The sequence below is a fragment of the Flavobacterium sp. MDT1-60 genome (assembly GCF_014844035.1).
In the GTDB taxonomy this organism is placed as follows: domain Bacteria; phylum Bacteroidota; class Bacteroidia; order Flavobacteriales; family Flavobacteriaceae; genus Flavobacterium.
Window position 1 is genome coordinate 252,134 of sequence record NZ_CP062159.1, and the last position, 25,094, is coordinate 277,227.

Sequence of the window (25,094 nt, forward strand, 5' to 3'; positions counted from 1 at the left end):
TATTTTTGTTACAATTGAGAAACATAAACTATGAAAAAAACATTTCTTATAATGGCTATTACAACTGCTGGAATTTCATTTGGACAAAATAAAATTCAATACCCGGAAACAAAAAAAGGCGAAACTGTCGATGTGTATTTTGACACTAAAGTAAACGATCCGTATCGTTGGCTTGAGGATGATAAATCTGCTGAAACCGGAGCCTGGGTACAAGCTGAAAACAAAGTTACTTATGGCTATTTGGATAAAATTCCGTTTCGTGATGAACTAAAAAAACGAATGGAAACACTTTGGAATTATGAAAAAATAAGTGCTCCCTCTACAGAAGGAAAATATACCTATTATTCGAAAAATAATGGCCTTCAAAATCAATCGGTTATTTACAGAAAAGATTCTAATGAAAAAGAAGAAGTTTTCCTGGATCCAAATACTTTTTCTAAAGACGGAACAACCTCACTTGGTGGAATGGATTTTTCTAAAGATGGATCAAAAGCAGCTTATGCGATTTCTGAAGGCGGAAGCGACTGGAGAAAAGTGATTATTATTGATGCCTTGTCTAAAAAAGTTTTAGAAGATACTTTAGTTGATGTGAAATTCAGCGGAATCTCATGGCATGGAAATGAGGGTTTTTATTATTCTAGTTATGACAAACCAAAAGGAAGTGAATTATCTGCTAAAACAGATCAGCATAAATTATACTTTCATAAACTTGGAACTCCTCAAAAAGAAGATAAACTAATTTTTGGCGCAGATCAGAAAAGAAGATATGTTGGAGGTTATGTAACTGAAGACGATCGTTATTTAGTGATTTCAGCATCGAATTCTACTTACGGAAATGAATTATATATTAAAGATTTAACTGTTGTAAACAGTCCAATCATTACTATTGTAGACAACTTTGACAGCGACAATTCAATTATCGAAAATGAAGGAAGCAAATTGTTTATCGAAACCGATTTAAATGCTCCAAACAAACGTGTTGTTACTGTTGATGTAAGCAACCCGAAACCAGAAAACTGGAAAGATTTCATTAAAGAAACACAAAACATTTTATCGCCTTCAACAGGTGGTGGATACTTTTTTGCCAATTATACTAAAGATGCTGTTTCGTTTGTACAACAATACGATTACAACGGAAAATTAGTTCGCGAGATCAAACTTCCGGCAGTAGGAACTGCAAGCGGATTTGGTGGAAAAAAACACGAAAAAACTTTATACTTCAGTTTTACCAACTATACTACTCCTGGAACGATTTACTCATTAGAGCCAAAATCTGGTAAATCTGAAATTTATCAAAAACCTAAAGTAGATTTCAAAAGTGAAGATTATGAGTCCAAACAAGTTTTCTATACTTCAAAAGACGGAACAAAAATCCCGATGATTATTACCTATAAAAAAGGACTAAAATTAAACGGTAAAAACCCAACGATTCTTTACGGATACGGCGGATTTAATATCAGTTTAACACCCGCTTTCAGCATTGCAAATGCAGTTTGGATGGAAAACGGAGGCGTCTATGCCGTTGCCAATTTAAGAGGTGGTGGTGAATACGGAAAAAAATGGCATGATGCCGGAACCAAACTTCAAAAACAAAATGTATTTGACGATTTTATTGCTGCCGGCGAATATTTAATCGCCCAAAAATATACCTCATCAGATTTCTTAGCGATTCGTGGAGGTTCTAACGGAGGCTTATTAGTTGGTGCAACCATGACACAACGTCCGGACTTAATGAAAGTTGCATTGCCAGCGGTTGGTGTAATGGATATGTTGCGTTACCATACTTTTACAGCCGGAGCAGGTTGGGCTTATGATTATGGAACCGCTCAGGACAATAAAGAAATGTTTGAATATTTAAAAGGATACTCTCCAGTTCAAAATGTAAAAGCAGGCGTTAAATACCCTGCAACAATGGTAACAACCGGAGATCATGACGACCGCGTTGTTCCTGCACACAGTTTTAAATTTGCAGCTGAATTACAGGAAAAACAAACTGGCGACAATCCGGTTTTAATTCGTATTGATGTAAAAGCAGGTCACGGAGCAGGAAAATCTGTTGCTGCCAGCATTCAGGAAAATGTAGATGTTCAGGCATTCACGCTTTACAATATGGGCTTTACTGCTTTGCCTAAAAAGTAAAAACACAAACTGTTTTAGCCACAGATTAAAATGATTTTCTAATCTGTGACTTTCTTTTGCCACGAATTTCACGAATTTCCACGAATTAAATTTGTGGAAATTCGCGAAATTCGTGGCTTTCTTTTTTAACGCTGCTACATGTGTTTTCACGCAGATTTTATTTGATAAAAAAATCTGTGTGCATCTGCTTAAATCTTTTTTAAATCTGCGTGAAAAAATAATTCGTGAATTCGTGGCTTTTTTTAACCGCAAAGAATTAGTTAAAATTCGTGCAATTCGTGGCAAACCTTTTTTAAATTTGAAAAACTAAAAAAACCAAAAAATGAAAATCATAAAATGGGGAATTATAGGCTGTGGAAATGTAACTGAAGTTAAAAGCGGTCCGGCTTTTCAAAAAACTCCAAACTCAGCATTGGTAGCTGTAATGCGAAGAGATGCCAAACTTGCCGAAGATTACGCCAAACGTCATAATATTCCAAAATGGTATTCTAATGCAATTGATCTAATCAATGATCCGGAAGTTGATGCCGTTTATATCGCCACTCCTCCATCTTCTCATAAAGAATATACGATATTGTGCGCGAAAGCAGGAAAACCGGTTTATGTAGAAAAACCAATGGCATTGACATTTGAAGAATGCAACGAAATGATCAGCGTTTGCAAAGAACATAATGTTCCTTTGTTTGTGGCTTATTATAGAAGAAGTTTACCAAGATTCCTAAAAATAAAAGAACTAATCGATCAGAATAAAATTGGAACTGTAAGACACGTAAACTGTGTTTTATATCATCCTTTTGAAGAGCGTTATGATGACGAAATCAATTTGCCCTGGACCGTTTTACCGCATATTTCAGGCGGTGGAATATTTGTTGATTTGGCTTGTCACACTTTAGACTTTCTGGATTTTGTTTTCGGACCGATTAAGTCTGTTCGTGGGCATGCGAGTTCACAACTTAAAGCTTATCCTGCCGAAGATTCAGTTTCCATGTCTTTTTTATTCGAAAACGGAATTCACGGAACCGGGTTATGGAATTTTGCCAGTTTTGAGCGTTACGACAATACCGATATTGTAGGTGACAAAGGAAAAATATCCTTTTCTACTTTCGGAAATGATCCAATTCACATTCAATATGCAAGTGGAGAAAAAGAAAGTATTACAATTGAAAACCCGCTTCATATTCAACAACCTCTTGTTGAAACTGTTGTTGCTGAAATTCTGGGTAGCGAAGGTGCTAATCCTTCAAAAGGAACCTCAGCCGCAAGAACAAGCTGGGTAATTGATGAAGTTTTGAAGGAGTTTAGGAATTTGAAATAATAATTTATCGCTAGTGTTGTCATCCTGAGGAACGAAGGATCACACTCGGGATTCGACAAAGATTGGCGACATTCTTTGCGGAGTTTCTAGTGTGATCCTTCGTTCCTCAGGATGACAACAAAAAAAGAGGTTATTCAAATGAATATCCTCTTTTTTTATAAACTATAAATTCCTTTAGAATTATAGGCTGTATCTTAAACCTAAAGTCATACCTAAACCTGAAATTCCAACATAAGAACTAATATCATTCATAGCATCATTAGGTCTAGTTGTGTCAGTAGTAATGTTTGTTGTTGCTGTATTTGGATTAAACAAATAGTGATTAGAACCTGTGTTTAATTGCTTAACATAATCAACATGACTCGCAGAGTATGAAGCGTCTCCACGGAAATTAGTAGGAGTGTTTAACTTGTCTACACCATTTTCAGTATATACCTCAGTTTCTTTAGTTTTACCATGAACGGTAAAATTACGGTATTCTAATTCTCCAAAAATAGCAATGTGTGTTCCTAATTTATAAGATGTTCCTAATGCAGCCAAAAATCCAACTGTTGGGTTAGGCTTTACTACATCTTTAGCATAACTATTCACAATACCTGCTGGGGTTGTATAAGTTCTATTTGTTTTAATTGTCAAATCTCCATGAACAGGAACAATAACTCCTACTTTCGTGTAAGGTTCAAAGCCGTGAGATTCACCTAAAAACAATACAAGAGCTGGAGCAACATCAAAAGCCTGAATTTTTCCTACTGCTTTTCCAGTAGCAAAAACAGGACCAGCAGCAACTAATCTATTAGTGGTTTCAACCATAGTTTTACTGGCACTACTGAAATAGTTAAATCCTACTTCTACACCTAAACGAGTTGAAAAACGATATCCTGCAGTTAAACCTGTACGGAAACCTTCTCCAAATGAGCCATGATTTGTTTCTCTTGAAAGTAAAGTTGTACCATCTGCAGCATAAACATCTGTATTAGGTAATGCACCATTTACAATTGGAAACTCTGTAGCAGCTGTTTGAACAAAATAAGATCCTCCTAATTTAAAATACCAGCTTTCTGGTTTATCTGCTTTTTCTGTTTGCGCCATTGTGGCCATAGAGCAAACTAATAATCCTAATAAAAATAGGTTCTTTTTCATAATTCTGATTTAATTAATTTATGCAAACTTATAATATTTTAACACATTCTTTTGGTTTGCAAAGTTGGACTTGGGACGAAATCGTTGTAATTTCGGGCAATATTACTAAAAAACTACTATGCATGCATATTTTTAACATAAAAAATTCGCATAGCTCTAAATTTTAACTGTTAAAATTTAATTCAGCTTAAAGTTGACCTGGAGTTTTTCTAATTCCTGTAATAATTCAGTAGAAATTCTTACTTTTAATCTTCTGCTTGGCATTGTTAATTTAGTAACTACCTTTATTTCTTCGACCTCTTTTACTTCCTGAATTTTGGTTTCTCCTAATGGAGAATCAACATCTTCATTTTCATCCACAAAAACAGCGTCTTCAGTTTCTTCAAAATCGGTATTGGTTTCAACCGCAACCAAACGTTTTATGTTTTCTAATTCCATGATCTCAAAAGTCACCGTATTATCTCCTTTATAAGCATTGAATAAATGACTCAGTGTATGAATAAAATCAGTTTGCAAATCTTTAATATTCAATAACAAGATTAACTTTTTGGCAAAAACCTCTAATATATCCTGTAGTTGTCTAACCTCAACAAACTGTAATCTTGGTTCTGACTTTTTCCCTGTATCGTGATTAACCCATCCGTCCTTTATTAAAACTTTCAGGTAAGCAAAATTATTCTGAATCAGGAAATGCCTGAACTTTAAATATTCTTCCCCAAAAATCTTAAACTCATAACTTTCATCATAGCCTTCTAAATTGAACACTGCCCAGCCTTTTCCATTTTTAGCCACTCGATGCTGCACGTTATTAATAATTCCGGCAAAATTTAGATTTTTACCTACATAAAGTTCCATACTTTTCAACGCTTCCAATCTGGCATTACAGAAGTATTTCATTTCAAATCTAAAATCATCCAAAGGATGTCCGGAAATATAAATCCCGACAACTTCTTTTTCTTTGGCTAGTTTTTCCATTGTACTCCAGTCTTCACACGGAGGTACAACTGGTTCTGCAATCTGAACTTCACTTGCTTCACCAAATAAGCTTACCTGTGATGAATTCTCGTTCTCCTGAAACTTGGATCCATAGCGTATCGCCTTTTCATAAAATGTAATTCCGTCACCATCATCATGAAAATATTGCGCTCTTGTTGTTCCTTCAAAAGAATCAAAGCCTCCTGCAAGTGCTAAGTTTTCAATCGCTTTTTTATTGGCAGCGCGCAAATCAATTCGTTTGGCTAAATCAAAAATTGATTTATATCTGCCGTCTTTTCTGTTTTCTACAATTGTTGCTACAGCTCCGGAACCTACACCTTTAATCGCTCCCATTCCGAAACGGACAGCGTAACTATCATTTACGGTAAACTTATAATACGACTCATTCACATCCGGACCTAAAACCTGCAATCCCATACGCTTACATTCTTCCATGAAAAACGAAACCTGTTTGATATCGTTCATATTATTTGAAAGTACCGCCGCCATATATTCCGCAGGATAATGCGCTTTTAAGTAAGCTGTTTGGTAAGCGATCCAGGCATAACAAGTCGAGTGCGATTTGTTGAAGGCGTAACTCGCAAAAGCCTCCCAGTCTTTCCAGATTTTCTCTAAAATTTTGGCATCGTGACCTTTTAGGGCAGCCTGTTCAACAAATTTCGGTTTCATTTTATCCAGAACGTCCTTTTGTTTTTTACCCATCGCTTTACGCAAAACGTCGGCCTCACCTTTTGTAAAACCTGCCAGCGATTGTGACAAAAGCATTACCTGTTCCTGGTAAACCGTAATTCCGTACGTTTCTCCTAAATATTCTTCACACGCATCTAAATCGTATTTGATTTCCTCTTCTCCATTTTTTCTTCGAACGAAAGATGGAATATATTCTAAAGGTCCCGGACGATACAAGGCGTTCATGGCAATTAAATCTCCAAAAACCGTTGGCTTCAGATCTTTCATGTATTTCTGCATTCCGGGTGACTCGTATTGGAAGATTCCAACCGTTTCTCCCCTTTGGAAAAGTGCATACGTTTCAACATCATCAATCGGGAAAGTATCCGGATCCAAATCAATTCCGGTTCTGTATTTTACCAGTTTGACCGTATCTTTTATTAAGGTAAGGGTCTTTAGACCCAGGAAGTCCATTTTTAGTAATCCCGCACTTTCTGCAACCGAGTTATCAAACTGCGTTACATATAAATCAGAATCTTTTGCTGTGGTAACCGGAACGAAATTCGTAATATCCGATGGCGTAATAATTACACCACAGGCGTGAATTCCTGTATTTCGCATCGAACCTTCCAGAATTTTTGCTTGTTGAATTGTTTCTCCAGCCAAATCATCTTCGTTGGCAATGGCGATCAATTCTTTTACATTCTCGAATTCATCAGAACGAAGCGCTTTTTTAACTTCATCTTCGTTTTCAGAAATAAAACGCGCCAAATTCCATTTTGATGGCATCATTGCCGGAATAAGTTTTGCTATTCTGTCGGCTTCAAATAAAGGTAAATCCAATACACGCGCTGTATCACGAATCGCAGATTTGGTTGCCATTTTACCATAAGTGATAATTTGTGCCACCTGATTTTTTCCGTATTTATTGATTACATAATCCATAACACGACCACGGCCTTCATCATCAAAATCGATATCAATATCGGGCATGGATACACGATCCGGATTTAGGAAACGCTCAAAAAGCAAATCGTACTTAATCGGGTCGATATTCGTAATTCCTAAACAGTACGCCACTGCAGAACCAGCTGCAGAACCACGGCCCGGACCTACCGAAACGTCCATATTTCTGGCTTCGGCGATGAAATCCTGAACGATCAAAAAGTAACCCGGATATCCGGAATTTGAAATCGTTAATAACTCAAAATCCAAACGTTCCTGAATCGATTCTGTAATTTCACCATATCTCTTTTTTGCACCCACCATGGTAAGGTGTCGCAAATATTTATTTTCACCTCTTACACCACCATCAGCTTCATCTTCGGGAACAATAAATTCTTCCGGAATATCAAATTTTGGAAGCAATACATCACGATAAAGCGAATAACCTTCAACTTTATCAATAATTTCCTGAATATTGATAATGGCTTCCGGCAAATCGGCAAAGAGTTTTTTCATCTCTTCTTCCGACTTGTAATAATATTCCTGATTTGGTAATCCGTAACGGTAACCCCGGCCACGACCAATTGGCGTTGCTTGTTTTTCTCCGTCTTTTACACACAATAAAATATCGTGCGCATTGGCATCTTCCTTATTTAAATAGTAAGTATTATTGGTCGCAATTAATTTGACATTGTGTTTCTGAGAAAATTCAATCAGGGTTTTGTTTACACGATTTTCATCTTCCTGATTGTGGCGCATGACTTCCAGATAAAAGTCATCTCCAAATTGTTCTTTCCACCAAATCAAAGCTTCTTCGGCTTGGTTTTCACCGATATTCAGAATTTTACTTTGGATTTCTCCATATAAATTCCCGGACAAAACCATAATATCTTCTTTGTATTTTTCGATGATATTTCGATCAATTCTCGGAACATAATAAAAACCTTCGGTAAAAGCGATCGATGACATTTTTGCCAGATTGTGATAACCATTTTTATTTTTGGCTAATAGCACAACCTGATTTCCGTTGTCTTTTTTACTTTTATCTAAGTGATTCTCACAAACATTAAATTCGCAACCTACAATTGGTTTTATTTCGGTTTCTGTAGGCTCCTCTCCAGCTTCAACCAAAGCCTTATTTTTTCCGGATGCTGCTTTATTGTGGTTCATAACAGCGCTCACAAAATGGAAAGCCCCCATCATATTTCCTGTATCGGTCATTGCAACGGCCGGCATTCCGTTTTTGGCTGTAGCAGCCACAATATTTCCAATTCCGATAGTCGATTGAAGAACCGAAAACTGCGTATGATTATGCAAATGCGCATATTTTGCCGCTTTAAAATCGGCTCTGTCTGACTCTGAAACCGTAGTTTGTTTGTCATCAGATTGTAACGCTTTTATTTGCTCCCTGATTTTATCAGAAGCCGCTTTTAAATTGATGTGTTTTAATCCGATTAACGGAAATTCCTGTGGATTTCTATCCTGAAATTCCTTGAAATAATCCTTCGGAACATCTAACTCTTCTTTGGTAAAAACCTCTCTTCTGATTAACTCTAAAAAACAACGCGTAGTTGCCTCAACATCGGCAGTTGCGTTGTGCGCTTCCGCGAAAGGTTTATTAAAAAGATAACTGTGTAATTCGGTTAAGGTTGGCAGTTTGAATCTTCCTCCACGACCTCCGGGAAGTTGTAGCAATGAAGCCGTAACTTCGGTACAGGTATCCAAAACCGGCATCGTACTCATGGGAGAATCCACGCCCATTCTATGGAATTCAGCTCCCATAATGTTAACGTCGAAACCTAAATTCTGTCCAACAATAAATTTGGTTTTGCTTAAAGCGATATTGAATTTCTCTAAAACTTCAGAAAGCGAAATTCCATCGGCTTCAGCCAATTCGGTCGAAATACCGTGAATACGTTCGGCATCATACGGAATATTAAATCCGTCCGGCTTTACCAAATAATCCTGATGTTCGATAAGTTGCCCCATTTCATCATGCAGCTGCCATGCGATCTGGATACAGCGAGGCCAGTTATCAGAATCGGTTATTGGAGCATCCCAGCGTTTTGGTAATCCGGTTGTTTCGGTATCGAATATTAAATACATAAGTTTTGTAAAAAGACAATTTTATAAATTCCAAATTCCAATTCTTACCATTGTAAATCATTGATTATATGGACTATGAAAAACGATATGTAAAATATGGAGGAAGTCCAAATTTACGCTTTTTTTTGGCTTCAGGAAATAAAGAATTAAACAAAAAGTATTAATCAAAATCATCATTAGAAACTGTTAAAAACCAATAAAAATGATAAAAATTCGATTATTTGACACTAAAAAATTCGATTATTCATTTTGGATACTCATCGCGCCAAAATGAACACTTTTAAACTGGACTCTATTCTGAACTTTGCCTTATCAAATTAAAACAAATTATCATGAAAACAATTTTTATCACAGGCGCTTCTTCCGGATTAGGAAAAGCAACGGCAAAATTATTCCACAAACAAGGATGGAATGTAATCGCAACAATGAGAAATCCTGAAAAGGAAACAGAACTTTCTAATTTAAAAAACGTAACACTTTTACCACTGGATGTTACCAATTATGACCAAATACAAAACACAGTTCAAAAAGCTCTTGACTTGGGCGATATTGATGTTGTTTTTAACAACGCAGGATATGGCCTGATTGGTCCTTTGGAAAGCCTTACTGATGATCAGATCACCAAACAACTTAACACCAACTTATTAGGAGTAATTCGTGTTACAAATGCTTTTATTCCGTATTTCAGAGAAAGAAAAAGCGGATTGTTTATCTCAACTACGTCTATTGGCGGCTTAATTTCTTTTCCTTTAGGTTCTGTATATCACGCAACAAAATGGGGACTTGAAGGCTGGAGCGAAAGTATGGCTTACGAATTAAATCCGTTTGGAGTAAACATTAAAACAGTTTCTCCGGGCGGTATCAAAACAGAATTCCTGCACGGCTCGCTTGATACAGGAGTTAAACCTGAATATGAAGCCATGGCAAACAAAATGTTTGAGAATGTAGATGTAATGTTTGAAATGGCATCTACTGCGGAACAAATTGCCGATGTTGTATTTGAAGCAGCTACGGATGGAAAAAACAAACTTAGATATGTGGCCGGAGAAGATGCCAAAGCACTTTACAAACAAAGACTGGAACAAGGAGATGAAGTTTTTCGTGCTGCTTTTGGGAAACAATTTTTAGGAGCATAATTCATTTATTCCTAACCGATACCGTTCAGATTTTGATATGCTGCGCGGTATTGGTTTTTGATTTTTTATACCTTTATATCATGGAAAAGAAAAACAACAATCCGTCGAGACTTTCTTCTATATCGCAATTTCATAGTTTATTTCGGTTACCAAAACCGCTTCACCCTATGATTAGCTTGGTTGATAATACCAAACTGGTTATAAATGCCGAATTGACAAATAACGCTTTCCTACTTGATTTCTATAAAATATCTTATAAATATTCGACCAACGGAAAAATGGGTTATGGTCAGGGTTATTATGATTTTAACGAAGGCGGATTAATGTTTACTTCACCCAATCAGTTGATTTTTACGGATAATGAAGAGAGAACCGAATACCATGGGTTTACGCTGTTTTTCCATCCCGACTTTATTAGAAATTATCCTTTGGGGAAAAACATCAAAAAATATGGTTTCTTCTCCTATGATACCAATGAAGCACTGCATCTTTCTGACAGCGAAAAAACAACTATTATAGGATTATTAACCAGTATTGATAATGAACTTCATACTGCTATAGACGAAATGAGCCAGGACGTAATCGTTTCCTATATCGACGTTCTACTTAATTATAGCAATCGTTTTTACAAACGTCAATTCATTACACGAAAAACAATCAGCAGCGATTTATTGCTTAAAGTAGAAGAAACACTTGACAATTATTTGAATAATGCCGAAACCTTAAAAAGAGGATTGCCTACAGTAGATTTTCTTGCTTCCCAAATTAATGTTTCCACACATTACCTCAGTGACATGCTTCGGAATTTAACCGGACAAAATACGCAACAACACATTCATTCAAAATTGATTGAAAAATCTAAAGACTTCCTGATTTCTACTAATCTTTCCGTAGCAGAAATAGCCTATCAACTTGGTTTTGAATATCCTCAGTCTTTCAGTAAACTATTCAAAAAGAAAACCAGCCTGACACCATTAGAGTTTAAAAATTCACTGAATTAGTTTTTGAATAAATTCTCACCATATTCCAACTCAATTTTTCTCTTAAAATTCATAAATTTTCATAAAAATGCACTTCTTGGATGTCGTAGTATTTGAATTTAAATTGAACTTACCAATATCCATTCTAAATTGATTTTTTACCCTTTAAAATGATATTAATTGATAACTTCTTAAATTACTTCAAAGAATCAAAAACTAACAATTATTACTATTTTCATTCATTTTGTTACATTTTTTTAAATGAAAACCGGTATTTTATAGTGATTTTGAGATAAATTTGCAAACTATTAAAATTAATAGCAAACCAGTCAAAATTAATCTGAAAAAAGAAAACAAAAGCGATTTATCATTCATTTTCCGACCAAAATTAAACGTATAAATTACGAATAGCAATTTGTATTTAGTTTGGGTATCGTATATAATGAAATATTGAAATTGACCACTTTGTATCTTTTTTTACTTTTGTTTTGCTATTATCAGAAAATCGCTGTGATTATAGAAATTACAATTAAAAAAAATAAAAAATGAGTAAGACATTATTTGACAAAGTATGGGATTCACATGTAGTGCGTAAAATTGAAGATGGACCAGATGTGTTTTTTATTGACCGTCATTTCATTCATGAAGTTACGAGTCCTGTTGCTTTTTTAGGATTAAAAGCCAGAGGCGTTAAGGTTCTTTACCCAGAGCGTACTTTTGCAACTGCAGATCACAATACACCAACCATAAACCAACATTTACCAGTTGAAGATGCACTATCTGCAAATCAGCTTAAAGCACTTGAAGATAATGCTGCCGAATACGGAATTTCACACTGGGGATTAGGTCACATTAAAAATGGAATTGTACACGTAGTTGGTCCTGAAAACGGAATTACTTTGCCAGGTGCTACTATTGTTTGTGGAGATTCACACACTTCTACTCACGGTGCTTTTGGAGCTATTGCTTTTGGTATTGGAACTTCTGAGGTGGAGATGGTGCTTTCTACACAATGTATTATGCAGCCAAAACCAAAGAAAATGCGTATCAACGTAAATGGTCAATTGAGTAAAGGTGTTGGTCCAAAAGACGTTGCACTTTATATTATTGCGCAATTAACTACTTCTGGAGGAACTGGATATTTTGTTGAATACGCCGGAGATGTTTTCGAAAACATGACTATGGAAGGTCGTATGACCGTTTGTAACCTAAGTATCGAAATGGGTGCTCGTGGTGGTATGATCGCTCCTGACCAAAAAACTTTTGATTTCCTTGAAGGAAGATTATATGCTCCAAAAGGCGAGGCTTGGGATAAAGCGGTTGCGTATTGGAAAACTCTAAAAACAGATGCTGACGCAGTTTTTGATGCTGAATTAAACATTAACGCTTCAGATATTGAACCAATGATTACTTACGGTACTAACCCTGGAATGGGAATTGGTATCTCAAAACATATTCCGAATGCCAACCAAGTTGAAGGTGGTGAGGAAACTTATAAAAAATCCCTTGCTTACATGGGCTTCCAGGAAGATGATGTGATGATTGGAAAACCAATTGATTATGTATTCTTAGGAAGTTGTACAAATGGCCGTATTGAAGATTTTAGAGCTTTCGCTGAAATTGTAAAAGGAAGAAAAAAAGCAGAGAATGTTACCGCCTGGTTAGTTCCGGGTTCTCACGTTGTTGAAGCTCAAATTAAAGAAGAAGGTATTTTAGATATTTTAACTGAAGCTGGTTTCGTATTACGTCAACCGGGATGTTCAGCATGTTTAGCAATGAACGACGATAAAGTTCCTGCTGGAAAATATGCTGTGAGTACATCAAACAGAAACTTTGAAGGTCGTCAGGGTCCTGGTTCAAGAACATTATTAGCAAGTCCAATTATGGCTGCCGCTGCTGCTGTTACCGGAAAACTAACAGACCCTAGAGAGCTTTTTTAAAAAGCTTTACGCTATAAGCTATAGGCTTTAAGCAAAAAACACAATACATAATACTCCCTGTAGGAAAAGCCTAAGGCTTACAGCCTACAGCCTAAAGCAAAAATCAAAATGGCATACGATAAATTTAATATACTTACCAGCAGTGCAGTACCACTGCCAATTGAGAACGTAGATACAGATCAAATTATTCCGGCTCGTTTCTTAAAAGCTACAAAACGTGAAGGTTTTGGAGATAATCTTTTCAGAGACTGGAGATATAACGGAGATGATACTCCAAAAGCTGATTTCGTTTTAAACGATTCAACTTATAGTGGAAAAATCCTGGTTGGAGGAAAAAACTTCGGTTCAGGATCTTCAAGAGAACACGCTGCGTGGGCGGTTTACGATTACGGTTTTAGAGCTGTGGTTTCAAGTTTCTTTGCAGATATCTTCAAAGGAAATTGTTTGAATATTGGTGTTTTGCCAGTTCAGGTTAGCCCTGAATTTGCTGATACAATCTTTAAAGCAATCGAAGCTGATCCTAAGACAGAATTAGAAATCAACTTGCCAAACCAAACGATTACTTTATTGGCAACTGGCCAATCAGAATCTTTTGCAATTAACGGATACAAAAAGAACAATATGATTAATGGCTTCGATGACATTGATTATTTACAAAATATTAAAGAAGATATTGTGGCTTTCGCCGATAAACTTCCTTACTAACAAAATCTTGTTCAATCTATTAAACCCGACAGATTTTTTTGAAACCTGTCGGGTTTTTCTAAATTAAATGAAGGGAAAAATATTAATACACCTATAATTCAATTAAAGAAATATAGAAAATCAATATGGAAAAAAGAAAAATTGAAATAATGGATACGACACTTCGTGATGGTGAACAAACCTCCGGAGTATCTTTTTCTGCTGCAGAAAAACTCACCATTGCACAATTATTGTTGGAAGAATTAAATATTGATAGAATAGAAATTGCATCTGCTCGTGTAAGTGAAGGCGAATTTCAAGGTGTAAAAGGCATTATGTCGTGGGCTCAGGAAAAAGGATACACGAGCCGAATCGAAGTTTTAACTTTTGTAGACGGAGGCCTTTCTATTGAATGGATGAAACAATCCGGAGCTAAAGTTCAGAATTTATTAACTAAAGGTTCTCTGAATCACCTTACTCATCAATTAAAAAAAACACCGGAACAGCATTTTTCTGAAATCGCTCAGGCTATTGCATTAGCAAAGGAAAACAACATAGAAACTAATGTTTATCTGGAAGACTGGAGCAACGGAATGCGAAATTCTCCTGATTATGTTTTTCAATATTTGGATTTTTTGACACAGCAGCCGGTAAAAAGAATTCTACTTCCGGATACGCTTGGGGTATTAATTCCGTCGAAAGCATTTGAATTTATTTCGAAAATTACATCTAGATATCCTCATATACATTTTGACTTTCATGCACATAATGATTACGATTTAAGTGTTGCCAATGTTATGGAAGCAATAAAGGCCGGAATTCACGGACTCCATGTTACAGTAAACGGAATGGGAGAACGCGCTGGTAATGCTCCTCTTGAAAGCACTGTTGCAGTAATTAATGATTACTTGCCAGAAGTAAGCATCAATATCAAAGAAACATCTTTATATTCTGTGAGTAAATTGGTTGAAACTTTTACCGGATATAGAATTCCGGCGAACAAACCAATTGTTGGAGATAACGTTTTTACACAGACAGCAGGAATTCATGCTGACGGAGACAATAAAAACAATTTATACTTTAATGATTTGCTTCCGGAACGTTTCGGAAGAAAAAGAAAATACGCTTTAGGAAAAACTTCCGGAAAAGCCAATATCGAAAAAAATCTTCAGGAATTAGGTTTGAAACTAAACCAGGAAGATTTGAAATTGGTTACACAAAGAATCATCGAATTAGGTGATAAAAAAGAAACGGTTACTAAAGAAGATTTGCCCTATATTATTTCAGATGTTTTGGACAGTCATACTTACGAAGATAAAATTACAATTGAATCCTATATATTAGTGCATTCAAAAGGAATGCGTCCGTCAACTACTTTACTTTTAAAAATTGACGGCGAAGTCATTGAAGAAAATGCTCAGGGAGACGGTCAGTTTGATGCTTTTATGAATGCTTTATCAAAAATTTACAAAAGCAAAAAGCTAACGCTTCCTAAATTAATTGATTACGCTGTGAGAATTCCGCCCGGAAGTAGTTCTGATGCTTTGTGCGAAACGATCATCACCTGGGTAAACAACGAAAAAGAATTTAAAACCCGCGGATTAGATTCAGATCAAACCGTTGCAGCGATAATTGCAACACAAAAAATGCTTAATGTAATTACTTAATACTTAGGCACAAAAGTTCAAAGAGGCAAAGGCACAGAGGTTTTTATAACCTGCTTTTAAAACTTTGAACCTTTGAACCTTTGCCTCTTTGAACCTTAAAATAATAAATACTTAAAAAATGAAATTTAATATAGCCCTTTTAGCCGGTGACGGAATCGGACCAGAAGTAATAAATGAAGCTGTAAAAGTGTCTGATGCTATTGCAAAAAAATTCAATCACGAAATAACATGGACACCAGCTTTAACAGGAGCTTGTGCAATTGATGCAGTTGGAGTTCCTTATCCTGATGAAACTCACGAAGTTTGTATGAAAGCCGATGCTGTTTTATTCGGAGCAATTGGTCATCCAAAATATGATAATGATCCAAGCGCACCAGTACGTCCTGAACAAGGATTATTGTTGATGCGTAAAAAATTAGGATTGTTTGCTAACGTACGTCCAACTTTTACTTTTCCTTCTTTAATTGACAATTCTCCTTTAAAAAGAGAAAGAATCGAAGGGACTGATTTGGTTTTCTTAAGAGAATTAACTGGCGGAATCTACTTTGGAGAAAAAGGAAGAAGAGACGACGGAGAAACTGCTTTCGACAACTGTGTTTACACAAGAGCCGAAGTTCAGCGTTTGGCTAAAAAAGGTTTTGAATTAGCCATGACAAGAAGCAAAAAACTTTGTTGTGTTGATAAGGCAAACGTCTTGGAAACTTCACGTTTATGGAGAGAAACAGTTCAGGCAATGGAAAAAGATTATCCTGAAGTTACTGTTTCATACGAATTTGTTGATGCTGTTGCCATGCGTTTGGTTCAATGGCCAAACTCTTATGATGTATTAATTACAGAAAATTTATTTGGAGATATTTTGACTGACGAAGCGTCTGTAATTTCAGGTTCTATGGGATTAATGCCTTCTGCTTCTGTTGGAGAACATACTTCATTATACGAACCAATCCACGGATCTTATCCACAAGCCACCGGATTAAATATTGCAAACCCGTTAGCCACTATCTTATCAGCAGCCATGATGTTTGAAGATGCTTTCGGATTAAAAGACGAAGCTGAAGCTATTAGAGCGGTTGTAAATAAATCATTAGAACAAGGAATTGTTACTGAAGATTTAGCTCCAAAAGGATCAAAAGCATACAAAACCAGTGAAGTTGGAGATTGGCTTGTAGCTAACTTATAATATTGTTTCAAGTTTTATTTGTTTCAAGTTTCATGTAGAGGCGCACAGCAGTGCGTCTTCTGCTTGTGTTAGATACACTGCTGTGCATCTCTACGGAAAAAAACAATAATTTTTACCACATAAAAAAAGGGATCAACTTGCGTTGATCCCTTTTATATATTTAGAAAAAAATATTAATATCCTCCTCTGTTACCACCACGGTCATTTCCACCACGGCTGTTTCCTCCACCATAACCTCCGCGTGAATCTCCACCACGACTGTTATTGTTGAAGCTTCTTCTTTCGCCTTCTGGTTTCGGTTCAGATTTATTAACCACAATTGCACGACCTTGAACAGTAGCTCCGTTCAATTCATCAATTGCTTTTTGAGCTTCAGCATCGTTTGGCATCTCAACAAAACCAAAACCTTTGCTTCTTCCTGTAAATTTATCAGTAATGATCTTAACTGAATCTACTGCTCCGTAAGCCTCGAAAGACTCTCTTAAATCTGCTTCCTCAATACTGAATGGAAGGCTTCCAACAAAAATGTTCATATGTACTTATTTATAATAATGTAGCAAATGTAGTCTTATTTTTCCGTAATCTACTATATATTAGTTTATTTATGTTTTTATTTTGATTTAAAAAGCAGAATCCACTAAAATCAATGCTATCACAAATTAAAAAATTAATTTGCAAGAAAGTTACTCGTCGGTGAAACAGGAACTTTGTAAAAAACACCTTCTGTAAAAATAACTTTAGGGTTTTCAACTTCAGTTTCGTCCTTATTAATAGCCGTAAATTTAAAAGTCCCTGAAATCGTATTTGTTTCAGTATTAAATTCTGTAACAACAATCTGACCCGTACCTTTATTTTCGCCGGTATTAAATTCTGCTAATTGCCTCGGAAAAGTATTTGAATAAGATGCCTTTGCAACATTATCACGTCCGAGAACGTATGTTTGTACTATGGGTGACGGTATTTGCAAACTTACTTTTTCGTATCCTAAAGTTCCTTCAATAATCATATTCCCATTTGTCACTGATTGTGCTTTATACCCAATAGCCCTCCAAAAAACATTATCCTTTAAGGTTTGAAATGCCGGATTATTGAATTTTACGTCTTCAGTACAAGATGTAACGATAAAAAGAAGTGATAAAAAATAAAAGATTTTTTTCATATAGAATGAATTTGATGCAAAAGTACCGTTTTATTTGAAATAGATATTTAAAAATTAGAGTCGAAAAACCTCAAAAAACAGCAAAAATCCATCTCAAATATATTTAATATTGTTTGGAACGTATAATTCACAAAAAAATTATATCTTTGCGCCCTTAATTAACAGAGGTCGAGTACCTCAAAATTTAATCATAAGATTATGTCAGTAAAAATTAGATTACAAAGACACGGTAAAAAACAAAAACCTTTTTACTGGGTTGTAGCTGCAGATGCACGCTCAAAAAGAGATGGTAAATACTTAGAGAAAATCGGTACTTACAATCCAAACACAAACCCTGCAACTATCGAATTAAACATTGATAGCGCGGTAAAATGGTTGCACAATGGTGCACAGCCTACTGATACTGCCAGAGCAATTCTTTCTTACAAAGGTGCTTTATTGAAACACCACCTTGATGGAGGTATTCGTAAAGGTGCTTTAACTCAAGAACAAGCTGATGCTAAATTAGCTGCATGGTTAGAAGCTAAAGCTGGAAAAGTTGATGCTAAAAAAGACGGTTTAACAAAAGCGCAAGCTGATGCTAAAGCTAAAGCTTTTAAAGCAGAACAAGAAGTTAATGCTAAACGTTTAGCTGCTGCGGCTCAGGCTGAAGCTGATGCTATCGCTGCTGCAACTCCTGCAGTTGAAGAAGAAGAAGTTGCTGAAGTTGAAGCGGAAGCTGCAACTGAAGAAGCTCCTGCTGCTGAAGAAAATAACGAAACAACTGAAGCATAATTTTACTTAGCGAGAATGCGTAAAGAAGAATGTTTTTATTTAGGTAAAATCGCTAAAAAATTTAGTTTCAAAGGTGAAGTTCTGGCTTATTTAGACACGGACGAACCTGAGTTATACGAAAACCTGGAATCAGTGTTTGTTGAATGCAACAAACACCTGGTTCCTTTTTTTATTGAAAAAAGTTCATTACACAAAAACGATTTTCTTAGAATTCGTTTTGAAGACATGAATACCGAAGAAGATGCAGATGCCATTATGGGTAACGCAATCTATCTTCCTTTAAATATGCTGCCAAAACTTTCCGGCAACAAATTTTATTTCCACGAGGTTATTGGTTTTGAAATCGAAGACCAGCGTTTAGGCGTTTTTGGAAAAATAGTCGCTGTAAACGATACTACAGCACAACCTCTTTTTGAAGTTTTAAATGGCGAAGTCGAAATGCTAATTCCGATGATCGATCATTTTCTTGTAAAAATTGACAGAGAAAACAAGAAAGTTATCATGAATCTTCCAGAAGGATTGGTAGAGATGTATCTTTAAGGTTAAAATTCCAATATTTTAAATTCCAAATTCCAAACAAAAGATAAATTCCAATTCTTTTAAATTCCAATCATTGTCAACTATAAATTTCAAATATTGTGTTGTAAAAATTTGTCTTATATTTTTATTGAAGGAAAAAACTTATTTATTTTAAATATTCTTATCTTTATTGGATTTAAAATATTGGGATTTATATCAAATGAACAAACCATACAATTTAGAAGAAAGAACTTTTTTATTTGCAAAAGAGTGTCGACTTTATATTCGAACTTTAGCTAAAACAACATCAAATATCGAGGATGGCAAACAATTAGTAAGATCCTCCGGTTCGATAGGAGCAAATTATATTGAAGCAAATGAAAAACTTGGCGATAAAGATTTAATATTTAGATTAAAAATTTCTCGAAAAGAAGCTAAAGAATCAAAATATTGGTTAAGATTATTACACGAATTAAATCCTGATCAAAAAATAAATTCAGATTCTTTGCTATATGAAGTAGAAGAATTGAGAAAAATTTTATCGTCAATAATCACTAAAACATCAAAATAATTAATTGAGATTTTAATCTTATTTTTGCAAGACAAATCAATCTCAAGGTTTACTTTTTTCAATTGGAATTTGGAATTTTATTTTTGGAATTTCCATTATTTGGTTGGAATTTGGAATTTAAAAAATTGGAATTTCTTTTTTATGTTTACATTCAAACAATTTTCTATTGAACAAGATAAAACTGCCATGAAAGTTGGAACTGACGGTGTTTTATTGGGTTCCTGGGCTCCAATTCATCACAATCCGTTTAGCATTTTGGATATTGGTGCAGGAACCGGAATCATTGCTTTGATGCTTGCTCAGCGAACTCATGCGGAACAAATTGATGCCTTAGAAATTGATGAAGACGCGTATGAACAAGCAGTAGATAATTTCGAAAATTCTCCTTGGGGAGATCGTTTATTTTGTTTTCATGCCGGCTTAGATGAGTTTATTGAAGAGCCTGAAGACGAATATGATCTGATTGTTTCAAATCCGCCTTTTTATGCTGAAGATTATAAAACAGAAAATGAACAACGCGATTTAGCCCGTTTTCAAGATGCAATGCCTTTTGAAGAACTTGTTGAAGCTGCCGATTTACTACTTTCAGAAAACGGAATATTTGCTTTAATTATCCCATTCAAAGAAGAAGAAAAATTTATCGCTCTAGCAAAAGAATATGAATTGTATCCAATAAAAATTACCCGTGTAAAAGGAACTCCAAAATCTGAAATCAAACGCAGTTTGTTGGCTTTTAGCCGAAATGAAAATCCAAAAATTGAAATCGATGAATTAATCATCGAAATCGACAGGCATGTTTACACTTCTGAATATATTGAGTTGACTAAAGAGTTTTATTTGAAGATGTAAATAGAGGGGCTAAATTTATATTTAAACTTGCTCAAAAACACTTCTAAACTGATATAAGATTCTTTCGATCAATCGTAAATCTTCGGTAACAATTTCAGCACTTCCTTTCATTTCCTGCTGAAATACAATTTGTTTGTTATATGATGTCCTTAAGCCATTTGGGAGCGCGACATCCAAAAGCAGATTTCCGTCTTTATCCGGAACCAGCGATATATTTTGAATCTTACCTTTCAATACACCAAACTCTCTATCTGGGAAATTCGCCAGGCGGATATTCACTTTCTGTCCGACTTTTATTTTTCCGGAATTTAGTGCCGGAGCTTTTACTTTTCCGATAAAACCATTTTTTGCATCAGGAATAATCGAGAATACATTATCGCCGGAATTTATGGTTTGATTTTCATTCCAGACCTGTAAAAAAGTAACCACACCGCTGATTGATGATTTTAATGTATAGGCCAATTCCCAGTCTTTTATAACTTTTTTAAGCTGATAAAAAGATTGTGCCATGCTACGACCAAGGTTAACTTCTTCTTTAGTGCCGCTTATCTGCGAATTCTGGCTCAATTTTTTGTTATCAATCAAAGAGGACCTTAATTGAGATATTGACGTTAATAAGCCCTTATAACTCTTTTGAGCCTGAAGATACCCTAATTTCTTAGCTTCCATTTCCTGAGCTGAAATAATTCCCTTATTAAACAGGGTTTCAAAACGGGCAATTTCGTTCTTCTGAAGCTGAAGTTCGCTTTCGTTAATTACTTTTTGTTGTTGCAAAATATCCAGTCTTTCTTTTATCTGAACCTTCTCAGAAATTTGTGCCCTGTTTTCTACTTCAAAAGGCTGTAAATTTTTATTAAGCTGCTCTGCTTCATAATCTTTTTGAAAAACAGCAAAAGCACTTTCAATTTCTCCTAATTGGCTATTTCTCAAAACAGCGAACGGAAACGCTTTTTTTGAATCATTGATATTATAATTTTCAACGATACTTTTCAGTAAAAAAACATCTTTATAATTGGCCGTATTTTCAATAATAGCAAGTGTAGTATTTTTTGAAACTATCGCTTTATTTTTTACCAAAATGGCTTCAATTCTACCCGATGATTTTGACACAATCTTCTCCGGTGGAATATTGGTTGTAATTACAATCTCCGTATTTACAACATCAGGATATTTTATAAACCAGGACACAAAAAAGAGTATAAAAATGATGGCAAATATCAAAACAGTTCCCCATCGGATCATCCAATGTGGCACTTTGGTGAGAATGTCCTGAACTTCTTCACTTCTTAATTCGAATGTAGTATTATCTTCTGCCATAATTAATTCCCTAATTGCAATTGATTTTTAACCAACTCAAAATAATTTCCTTTTTGTTCTACCAACTCTGAATGATTTCCAATTTCGATAATTTTCCCTTTATCCAAAACAACTATCTGATCCGCATTCATTACCGTACTTAGTCGGTGTGCGATCACGATAACCGTTTTATTTTTAAAAAAAATATCCAGTTTTTGCATAATTGCTTTTTCATTATTAGCATCTAAGGCCGAAGTTGCTTCATCAAAAAATAATATCTCCGGGTTTTTATAAACGGCCCTTGCAATAAGCAAACGTTGCTTTTGTCCGGTACTCATTCCCACTCCTTCTGCACCAATTTTTGTATTGTAGCCCAATGGCAACCCGCTAATATATTCTTTTATATTGGCGACATCTGACGCATATACCAAACGATCTTTATCTATTTTATCAACTCCAAAAGCAATATTATGAGCAATCGTATCACTAAAAATAAAACCTTCCTGCATCACCGCGCCAATATTAGACCGCCAGGCTTTTTGGGCAATATTTTTTAGTTGTGCATTTCCTATGTTTACTTCTCCTTTTTCAGGTTCATAAAATTTAAGAAGCAATTTCATCAGCGTTGTTTTGCCGCTTCCGCTAACACCTACAATTGCTGTTACTTTATTGGCCGGAATTATTAAATTCAAATCATCCAAAACAGGAATATCTGATCCCAAATAACGATAGGAAACATTTTTTAACGTAATGTCACAATCAATCGGGACTTCATTTGTCTGATGCACTTCTTGTTGTATTTCATCTTCTTTCTCATGAATTTCAGATAGTCGTGCCAATGATATTTTGGCATCCTGCAATTCCCGAACAAATTCTATTAGTTGTGTTATTGGCCCATTTAAACTTCCAACAATCGAACTAATCGCCAGCATCATTCCGAGTGTAATTGAGCCGTCGATAACTAATTTAGCCGAAAGAAATATGATGAAAATATTTTTCAATTCATTAATAAATGAAGAGCCTGTTGTCTGGGTTTGCTCTAAAATGAGGCCTTTTATTGAAACCCTGAAAAGTCTTGCCTGTACATATTCCCAACCCCAGCGTTTTTGTTTTTCAGCATTATGAAGTTTGATTTCCTGCATTCCGTTTATCAATTCCATCACCTTACTTTGCTCTTGCGAGACCTCGGCAAAACGTTTGTAATCTAAAATTTCCCTTCTTTTTAAAAATAAAGTGATCCATCCAAAATACAGCAGACTTCCTATAAAAAACACCAGGAATATCTTTAGGTTAAAGTAAGCCAGAACAGCACCCAAAACGACCATATTAATCATTGAAAACAAGACATTTAAAGATGATGTCGTCAGGATTTTCTCGATACGCCGATGATCATTAATTCGCTGCATGATATCACTTGTCATTCGGATATCAAAAAACGAAATTGGCAGATTCATTAGTTTAATAAAGAAATCTGAAATGAGCGAGATATTGATTCGGGTAGATAGATGCAATAATATCCAACTTCTAATAAGTTCTAAACCAGTTTTTCCTGCAAAAAGAAATAATTGAGCAAAAAGTATTAAATAAATAAAATGAAGATTTTGATTCTGTATACCAACATCAACAATACTCTGGGTTAAAAACGGTGAAATAAGCATTAATAAACTACTCGCAACCAAGCCAATACTCAACTGAGTCAGAAAAGATCTATAACGCAATACATATTGTGATAACAATCTAAAACCTAATCCTTTATTTTCTTCTTTATCAAATTCAGACTGGTAAAATTTAGGTGCTGCTTCCATCAATAATGCGACACCTTCCTTCGTCATATTATCGGCATTATTTCCAATCCAGAATTTAATAAAATCTTCTTTATTGTATTCGATGAGTCCAAAACCCGGATCTGAAATGTAATAAGTATTTTTCCTGATTTTATAGAGAACTACATAATGATTTTTATTCCAATGCAAAATACACGGTAAAGGTGCCTCTTGTAATCTCTCTAAATTCAATTTTACGCCCAAAGTCCTAAAGCCAATTTTCTCTGCAGCATCACTTAAAAAAAGCAAATTACTTCCCTCACGAGTTGTTTCGCTAATGTCTCGTAAATCCTGAATATTGATTGTTTTGCCATAATGTTTGGCAATAATTTTCAAACATGTTGGTCCGCAATCTTTAAAATCAGCTTGTTTATAGTGCGTAAATTTTTTCAATTTTTAATTAATTTATTCAGGAGCAATTTAAGATTATATTTTTTGATTTAATAGTAAAAAAAAAACAGAGAAGAAATAAATCTTCTCTGTTAACTATCTAAAAAATAAAATTTTAGCAATAAAGATTTTCTCTAGGACGTGCCACTGGTTAACCCTAACCAAATAAAACTAACACAGCGGCTAATTTCCTGAGAATCCCGACACCAATCATCAATGTTGGGATATTTGCTCAATGTTCCACGATCGAGCGCCTACAAATTCAAAAAAAAACATGACTAAATTTTTGATAAGGCTTAATGTTTTATTTTTTAACAGTAAAAACTGCTAAACTCTTCTTGTTATTATTAATTAATTAAGCATTATAATTTCTCTAGGACATGGCACTGGTTAACCCTAACCAAATAAAATCAACACAGTGACCAATTTCCTGAGAATCCCGACACCAATCATCAATGTTGGGATATTTGCTCAATGTTCCACGATCGAGCGCCTACAAATTCAAAAAAAAACATGACTAAATTTCTGATAAGGCTTTATATTGTAATACTTATAAAAATTAAAAAATCAAAAGCGAATTGTACTTTAATTTTTAATCAAATTTAATTGCTATAACTTTTTTTAACCAAAGACTATGCTGTACAATCTTCGTCATTAATCCAGGCCTCACATCTTGGAGCTGCTTCTTTTACATTATTAGCAATGATCATTTTTTGCTCATTTGCTGTTAATTCCTGTGTTCCTTCGAGGTTTAAAATATTCTTTAACATAGGTTCTATTTTTTTGGGCTTCAATCCTTTTAAGACATTTGAAGCT

Annotated in this window: 19 protein-coding genes; 12 read left to right on the top strand and 7 right to left on the bottom strand. The window is 35.1% G+C overall.

Annotated features, from left to right (window positions below; genetic code table 11):
- Window positions 1-30: 30 nt before the first annotated feature.
- A complete protein-coding gene (locus tag IHE43_RS01075; RefSeq protein WP_192186281.1) occupies window positions 31-2,139 on the top strand; it encodes a prolyl oligopeptidase family protein in 2,109 nt (702 codons plus the stop codon).
- Window positions 2,140-2,461: 322 nt separating this feature from the next.
- A complete protein-coding gene (locus IHE43_RS01080) occupies window positions 2,462-3,454 on the top strand; it encodes a Gfo/Idh/MocA family protein (protein ID WP_192186282.1) in 993 nt (330 codons plus the stop codon).
- Between the two features lie 180 nt (window positions 3,455-3,634).
- Here the strand turns inward: IHE43_RS01080 and IHE43_RS01085 are convergent, their stop codons facing one another.
- Both IHE43_RS01085 and dnaE read right to left on the bottom strand, forming a co-directional pair.
- Window positions 3,635-4,594 carry an outer membrane beta-barrel protein gene (locus IHE43_RS01085; RefSeq protein WP_192186283.1) on the bottom strand — a complete coding sequence of 320 codons (960 nt, stop codon included), beginning with the start codon at window positions 4,592-4,594 and terminating at the stop codon, window positions 3,635-3,637.
- A gap of 177 nt (window positions 4,595-4,771) precedes the next feature.
- The gene (gene dnaE / locus IHE43_RS01090; protein WP_192186284.1) at window positions 4,772-9,310 is read right to left on the bottom strand and encodes a DNA polymerase III subunit alpha; all 4,539 of its coding nucleotides are present in this window, start codon (window positions 9,308-9,310) and stop codon (window positions 4,772-4,774) included.
- A 332-nt stretch (window positions 9,311-9,642) separates the two neighbouring features.
- On the opposite strand from dnaE, the gene IHE43_RS01095 reads away from it, so the two are divergent.
- The 6 genes from IHE43_RS01095 (at window position 9,643) to leuB (ending at window position 16,897) form a co-directional block, all read left to right on the top strand.
- Window positions 9,643-10,446, top strand: a complete 804-nt coding sequence (locus IHE43_RS01095; RefSeq protein WP_192186285.1) for an SDR family oxidoreductase — start codon at window positions 9,643-9,645, stop codon at window positions 10,444-10,446.
- Window positions 10,447-10,526: 80 nt separating this feature from the next.
- Complete coding sequence (locus IHE43_RS01100) at window positions 10,527-11,447, top strand: AraC family transcriptional regulator (RefSeq protein WP_192186286.1); 921 nt, start codon at window positions 10,527-10,529, stop codon at window positions 11,445-11,447.
- Between the two features lie 524 nt (window positions 11,448-11,971).
- Window positions 11,972-13,366 carry a 3-isopropylmalate dehydratase large subunit gene (gene leuC / locus IHE43_RS01105; RefSeq protein ID WP_192186287.1) on the top strand — a complete coding sequence of 465 codons (1,395 nt, stop codon included), beginning with the start codon at window positions 11,972-11,974 and terminating at the stop codon, window positions 13,364-13,366.
- Window positions 13,367-13,474: 108 nt separating this feature from the next.
- Entirely contained in the window at window positions 13,475-14,071 is a 597-nt protein-coding gene (gene leuD, locus IHE43_RS01110; RefSeq protein ID WP_026982656.1) for a 3-isopropylmalate dehydratase small subunit, read from the top strand.
- A gap of 125 nt (window positions 14,072-14,196) precedes the next feature.
- Window positions 14,197-15,717: an alpha-isopropylmalate synthase regulatory domain-containing protein gene (locus IHE43_RS01115; RefSeq protein WP_192186288.1), complete on the top strand. Its 1,521-nt coding sequence runs from the start codon at window positions 14,197-14,199 to the stop codon at window positions 15,715-15,717.
- Between the two features lie 118 nt (window positions 15,718-15,835).
- Window positions 15,836-16,897 (top strand): 3-isopropylmalate dehydrogenase, encoded by a 1,062-nt coding sequence (leuB, locus tag IHE43_RS01120; protein ID WP_192186289.1) that lies wholly within the window; start codon window positions 15,836-15,838, stop codon window positions 16,895-16,897.
- Window positions 16,898-17,070: 173 nt separating this feature from the next.
- On the opposite strand, the gene IHE43_RS01125 is transcribed toward leuB, so the two are convergent.
- Both IHE43_RS01125 and IHE43_RS01130 read right to left on the bottom strand, forming a co-directional pair.
- Complete coding sequence (locus IHE43_RS01125) at window positions 17,071-17,430, bottom strand: RNA-binding protein (protein WP_026982652.1); 360 nt, start codon at window positions 17,428-17,430, stop codon at window positions 17,071-17,073.
- Between the two features lie 134 nt (window positions 17,431-17,564).
- Window positions 17,565-18,056 carry a DUF6252 family protein gene (locus IHE43_RS01130; protein ID WP_192186290.1) on the bottom strand — a complete coding sequence of 164 codons (492 nt, stop codon included), beginning with the start codon at window positions 18,054-18,056 and terminating at the stop codon, window positions 17,565-17,567.
- A 198-nt stretch (window positions 18,057-18,254) separates the two neighbouring features.
- Between IHE43_RS01130 and IHE43_RS01135 the strand changes: the two genes are divergently transcribed.
- From IHE43_RS01135 to IHE43_RS01150, 4 genes are all read left to right on the top strand, one after another.
- Window positions 18,255-18,830 (top strand): 30S ribosomal protein S16, encoded by a 576-nt coding sequence (locus IHE43_RS01135; protein WP_192186291.1) that lies wholly within the window; start codon window positions 18,255-18,257, stop codon window positions 18,828-18,830.
- A 15-nt stretch (window positions 18,831-18,845) separates the two neighbouring features.
- Window positions 18,846-19,370, top strand: a complete 525-nt coding sequence (rimM, locus tag IHE43_RS01140; protein ID WP_099710390.1) for a ribosome maturation factor RimM — start codon at window positions 18,846-18,848, stop codon at window positions 19,368-19,370.
- 169 nt (window positions 19,371-19,539) lie between these two features.
- Window positions 19,540-19,920 (top strand): four helix bundle protein, encoded by a 381-nt coding sequence (locus tag IHE43_RS01145; RefSeq protein WP_225585331.1) that lies wholly within the window; start codon window positions 19,540-19,542, stop codon window positions 19,918-19,920.
- A 141-nt stretch (window positions 19,921-20,061) separates the two neighbouring features.
- Window positions 20,062-20,769 (top strand): tRNA1(Val) (adenine(37)-N6)-methyltransferase, encoded by a 708-nt coding sequence (locus tag IHE43_RS01150; protein ID WP_192186292.1) that lies wholly within the window; start codon window positions 20,062-20,064, stop codon window positions 20,767-20,769.
- A gap of 21 nt (window positions 20,770-20,790) precedes the next feature.
- On the opposite strand, the gene IHE43_RS01155 is transcribed toward IHE43_RS01150, so the two are convergent.
- The 3 genes from IHE43_RS01155 to IHE43_RS01165 all read right to left on the bottom strand — a co-directional run bounded on the left by IHE43_RS01155 (window position 20,791) and on the right by IHE43_RS01165 (window position 25,048).
- Entirely contained in the window at window positions 20,791-22,086 is a 1,296-nt protein-coding gene (locus IHE43_RS01155) for an HlyD family secretion protein (protein ID WP_192186293.1), read from the bottom strand.
- Window positions 22,087-22,088: 2 nt separating this feature from the next.
- Complete coding sequence (locus IHE43_RS01160) at window positions 22,089-24,281, bottom strand: peptidase domain-containing ABC transporter (RefSeq protein ID WP_192186294.1); 2,193 nt, start codon at window positions 24,279-24,281, stop codon at window positions 22,089-22,091.
- A 629-nt stretch (window positions 24,282-24,910) separates the two neighbouring features.
- Entirely contained in the window at window positions 24,911-25,048 is a 138-nt protein-coding gene (locus IHE43_RS01165) for a hypothetical protein (protein WP_192186295.1), read from the bottom strand.
- Between the last annotated feature and the right edge of the window lie 46 nt (window positions 25,049-25,094).

Excerpts from the sequence above, each read along its gene's own strand:
- IHE43_RS01075 (WP_192186281.1), top strand. The coding sequence starts at position 31 with ATGAAAAAAACATTTCTTATAATGGCTATTACAACTGCTGGAATTTCA.
- IHE43_RS01080 (WP_192186282.1), top strand. The coding sequence starts at position 2,462 with ATGAAAATCATAAAATGGGGAATTATAGGCTGTGGAAATGTAACTGAA.
- IHE43_RS01085 (WP_192186283.1), bottom strand. The coding sequence starts at position 4,594 with ATGAAAAAGAACCTATTTTTATTAGGATTATTAGTTTGCTCTATGGCC.
- dnaE (WP_192186284.1), bottom strand. The coding sequence starts at position 9,310 with ATGTATTTAATATTCGATACCGAAACAACCGGATTACCAAAACGCTGG.
- IHE43_RS01095 (WP_192186285.1), top strand. The coding sequence starts at position 9,643 with ATGAAAACAATTTTTATCACAGGCGCTTCTTCCGGATTAGGAAAAGCA.
- IHE43_RS01100 (WP_192186286.1), top strand. The coding sequence starts at position 10,527 with ATGGAAAAGAAAAACAACAATCCGTCGAGACTTTCTTCTATATCGCAA.
- leuC (WP_192186287.1), top strand. The coding sequence starts at position 11,972 with ATGAGTAAGACATTATTTGACAAAGTATGGGATTCACATGTAGTGCGT.
- leuD (WP_026982656.1), top strand. The coding sequence starts at position 13,475 with ATGGCATACGATAAATTTAATATACTTACCAGCAGTGCAGTACCACTG.
- IHE43_RS01115 (WP_192186288.1), top strand. The coding sequence starts at position 14,197 with ATGGAAAAAAGAAAAATTGAAATAATGGATACGACACTTCGTGATGGT.
- leuB (WP_192186289.1), top strand. The coding sequence starts at position 15,836 with ATGAAATTTAATATAGCCCTTTTAGCCGGTGACGGAATCGGACCAGAA.
- IHE43_RS01125 (WP_026982652.1), bottom strand. The coding sequence starts at position 17,430 with ATGAACATTTTTGTTGGAAGCCTTCCATTCAGTATTGAGGAAGCAGAT.
- IHE43_RS01130 (WP_192186290.1), bottom strand. The coding sequence starts at position 18,056 with ATGAAAAAAATCTTTTATTTTTTATCACTTCTTTTTATCGTTACATCT.
- IHE43_RS01135 (WP_192186291.1), top strand. The coding sequence starts at position 18,255 with ATGTCAGTAAAAATTAGATTACAAAGACACGGTAAAAAACAAAAACCT.
- rimM (WP_099710390.1), top strand. The coding sequence starts at position 18,846 with ATGCGTAAAGAAGAATGTTTTTATTTAGGTAAAATCGCTAAAAAATTT.
- IHE43_RS01150 (WP_192186292.1), top strand. The coding sequence starts at position 20,062 with ATGTTTACATTCAAACAATTTTCTATTGAACAAGATAAAACTGCCATG.
- IHE43_RS01155 (WP_192186293.1), bottom strand. The coding sequence starts at position 22,086 with ATGGCAGAAGATAATACTACATTCGAATTAAGAAGTGAAGAAGTTCAG.
- IHE43_RS01165 (WP_192186295.1), bottom strand. The coding sequence starts at position 25,048 with ATGTTAAAGAATATTTTAAACCTCGAAGGAACACAGGAATTAACAGCA.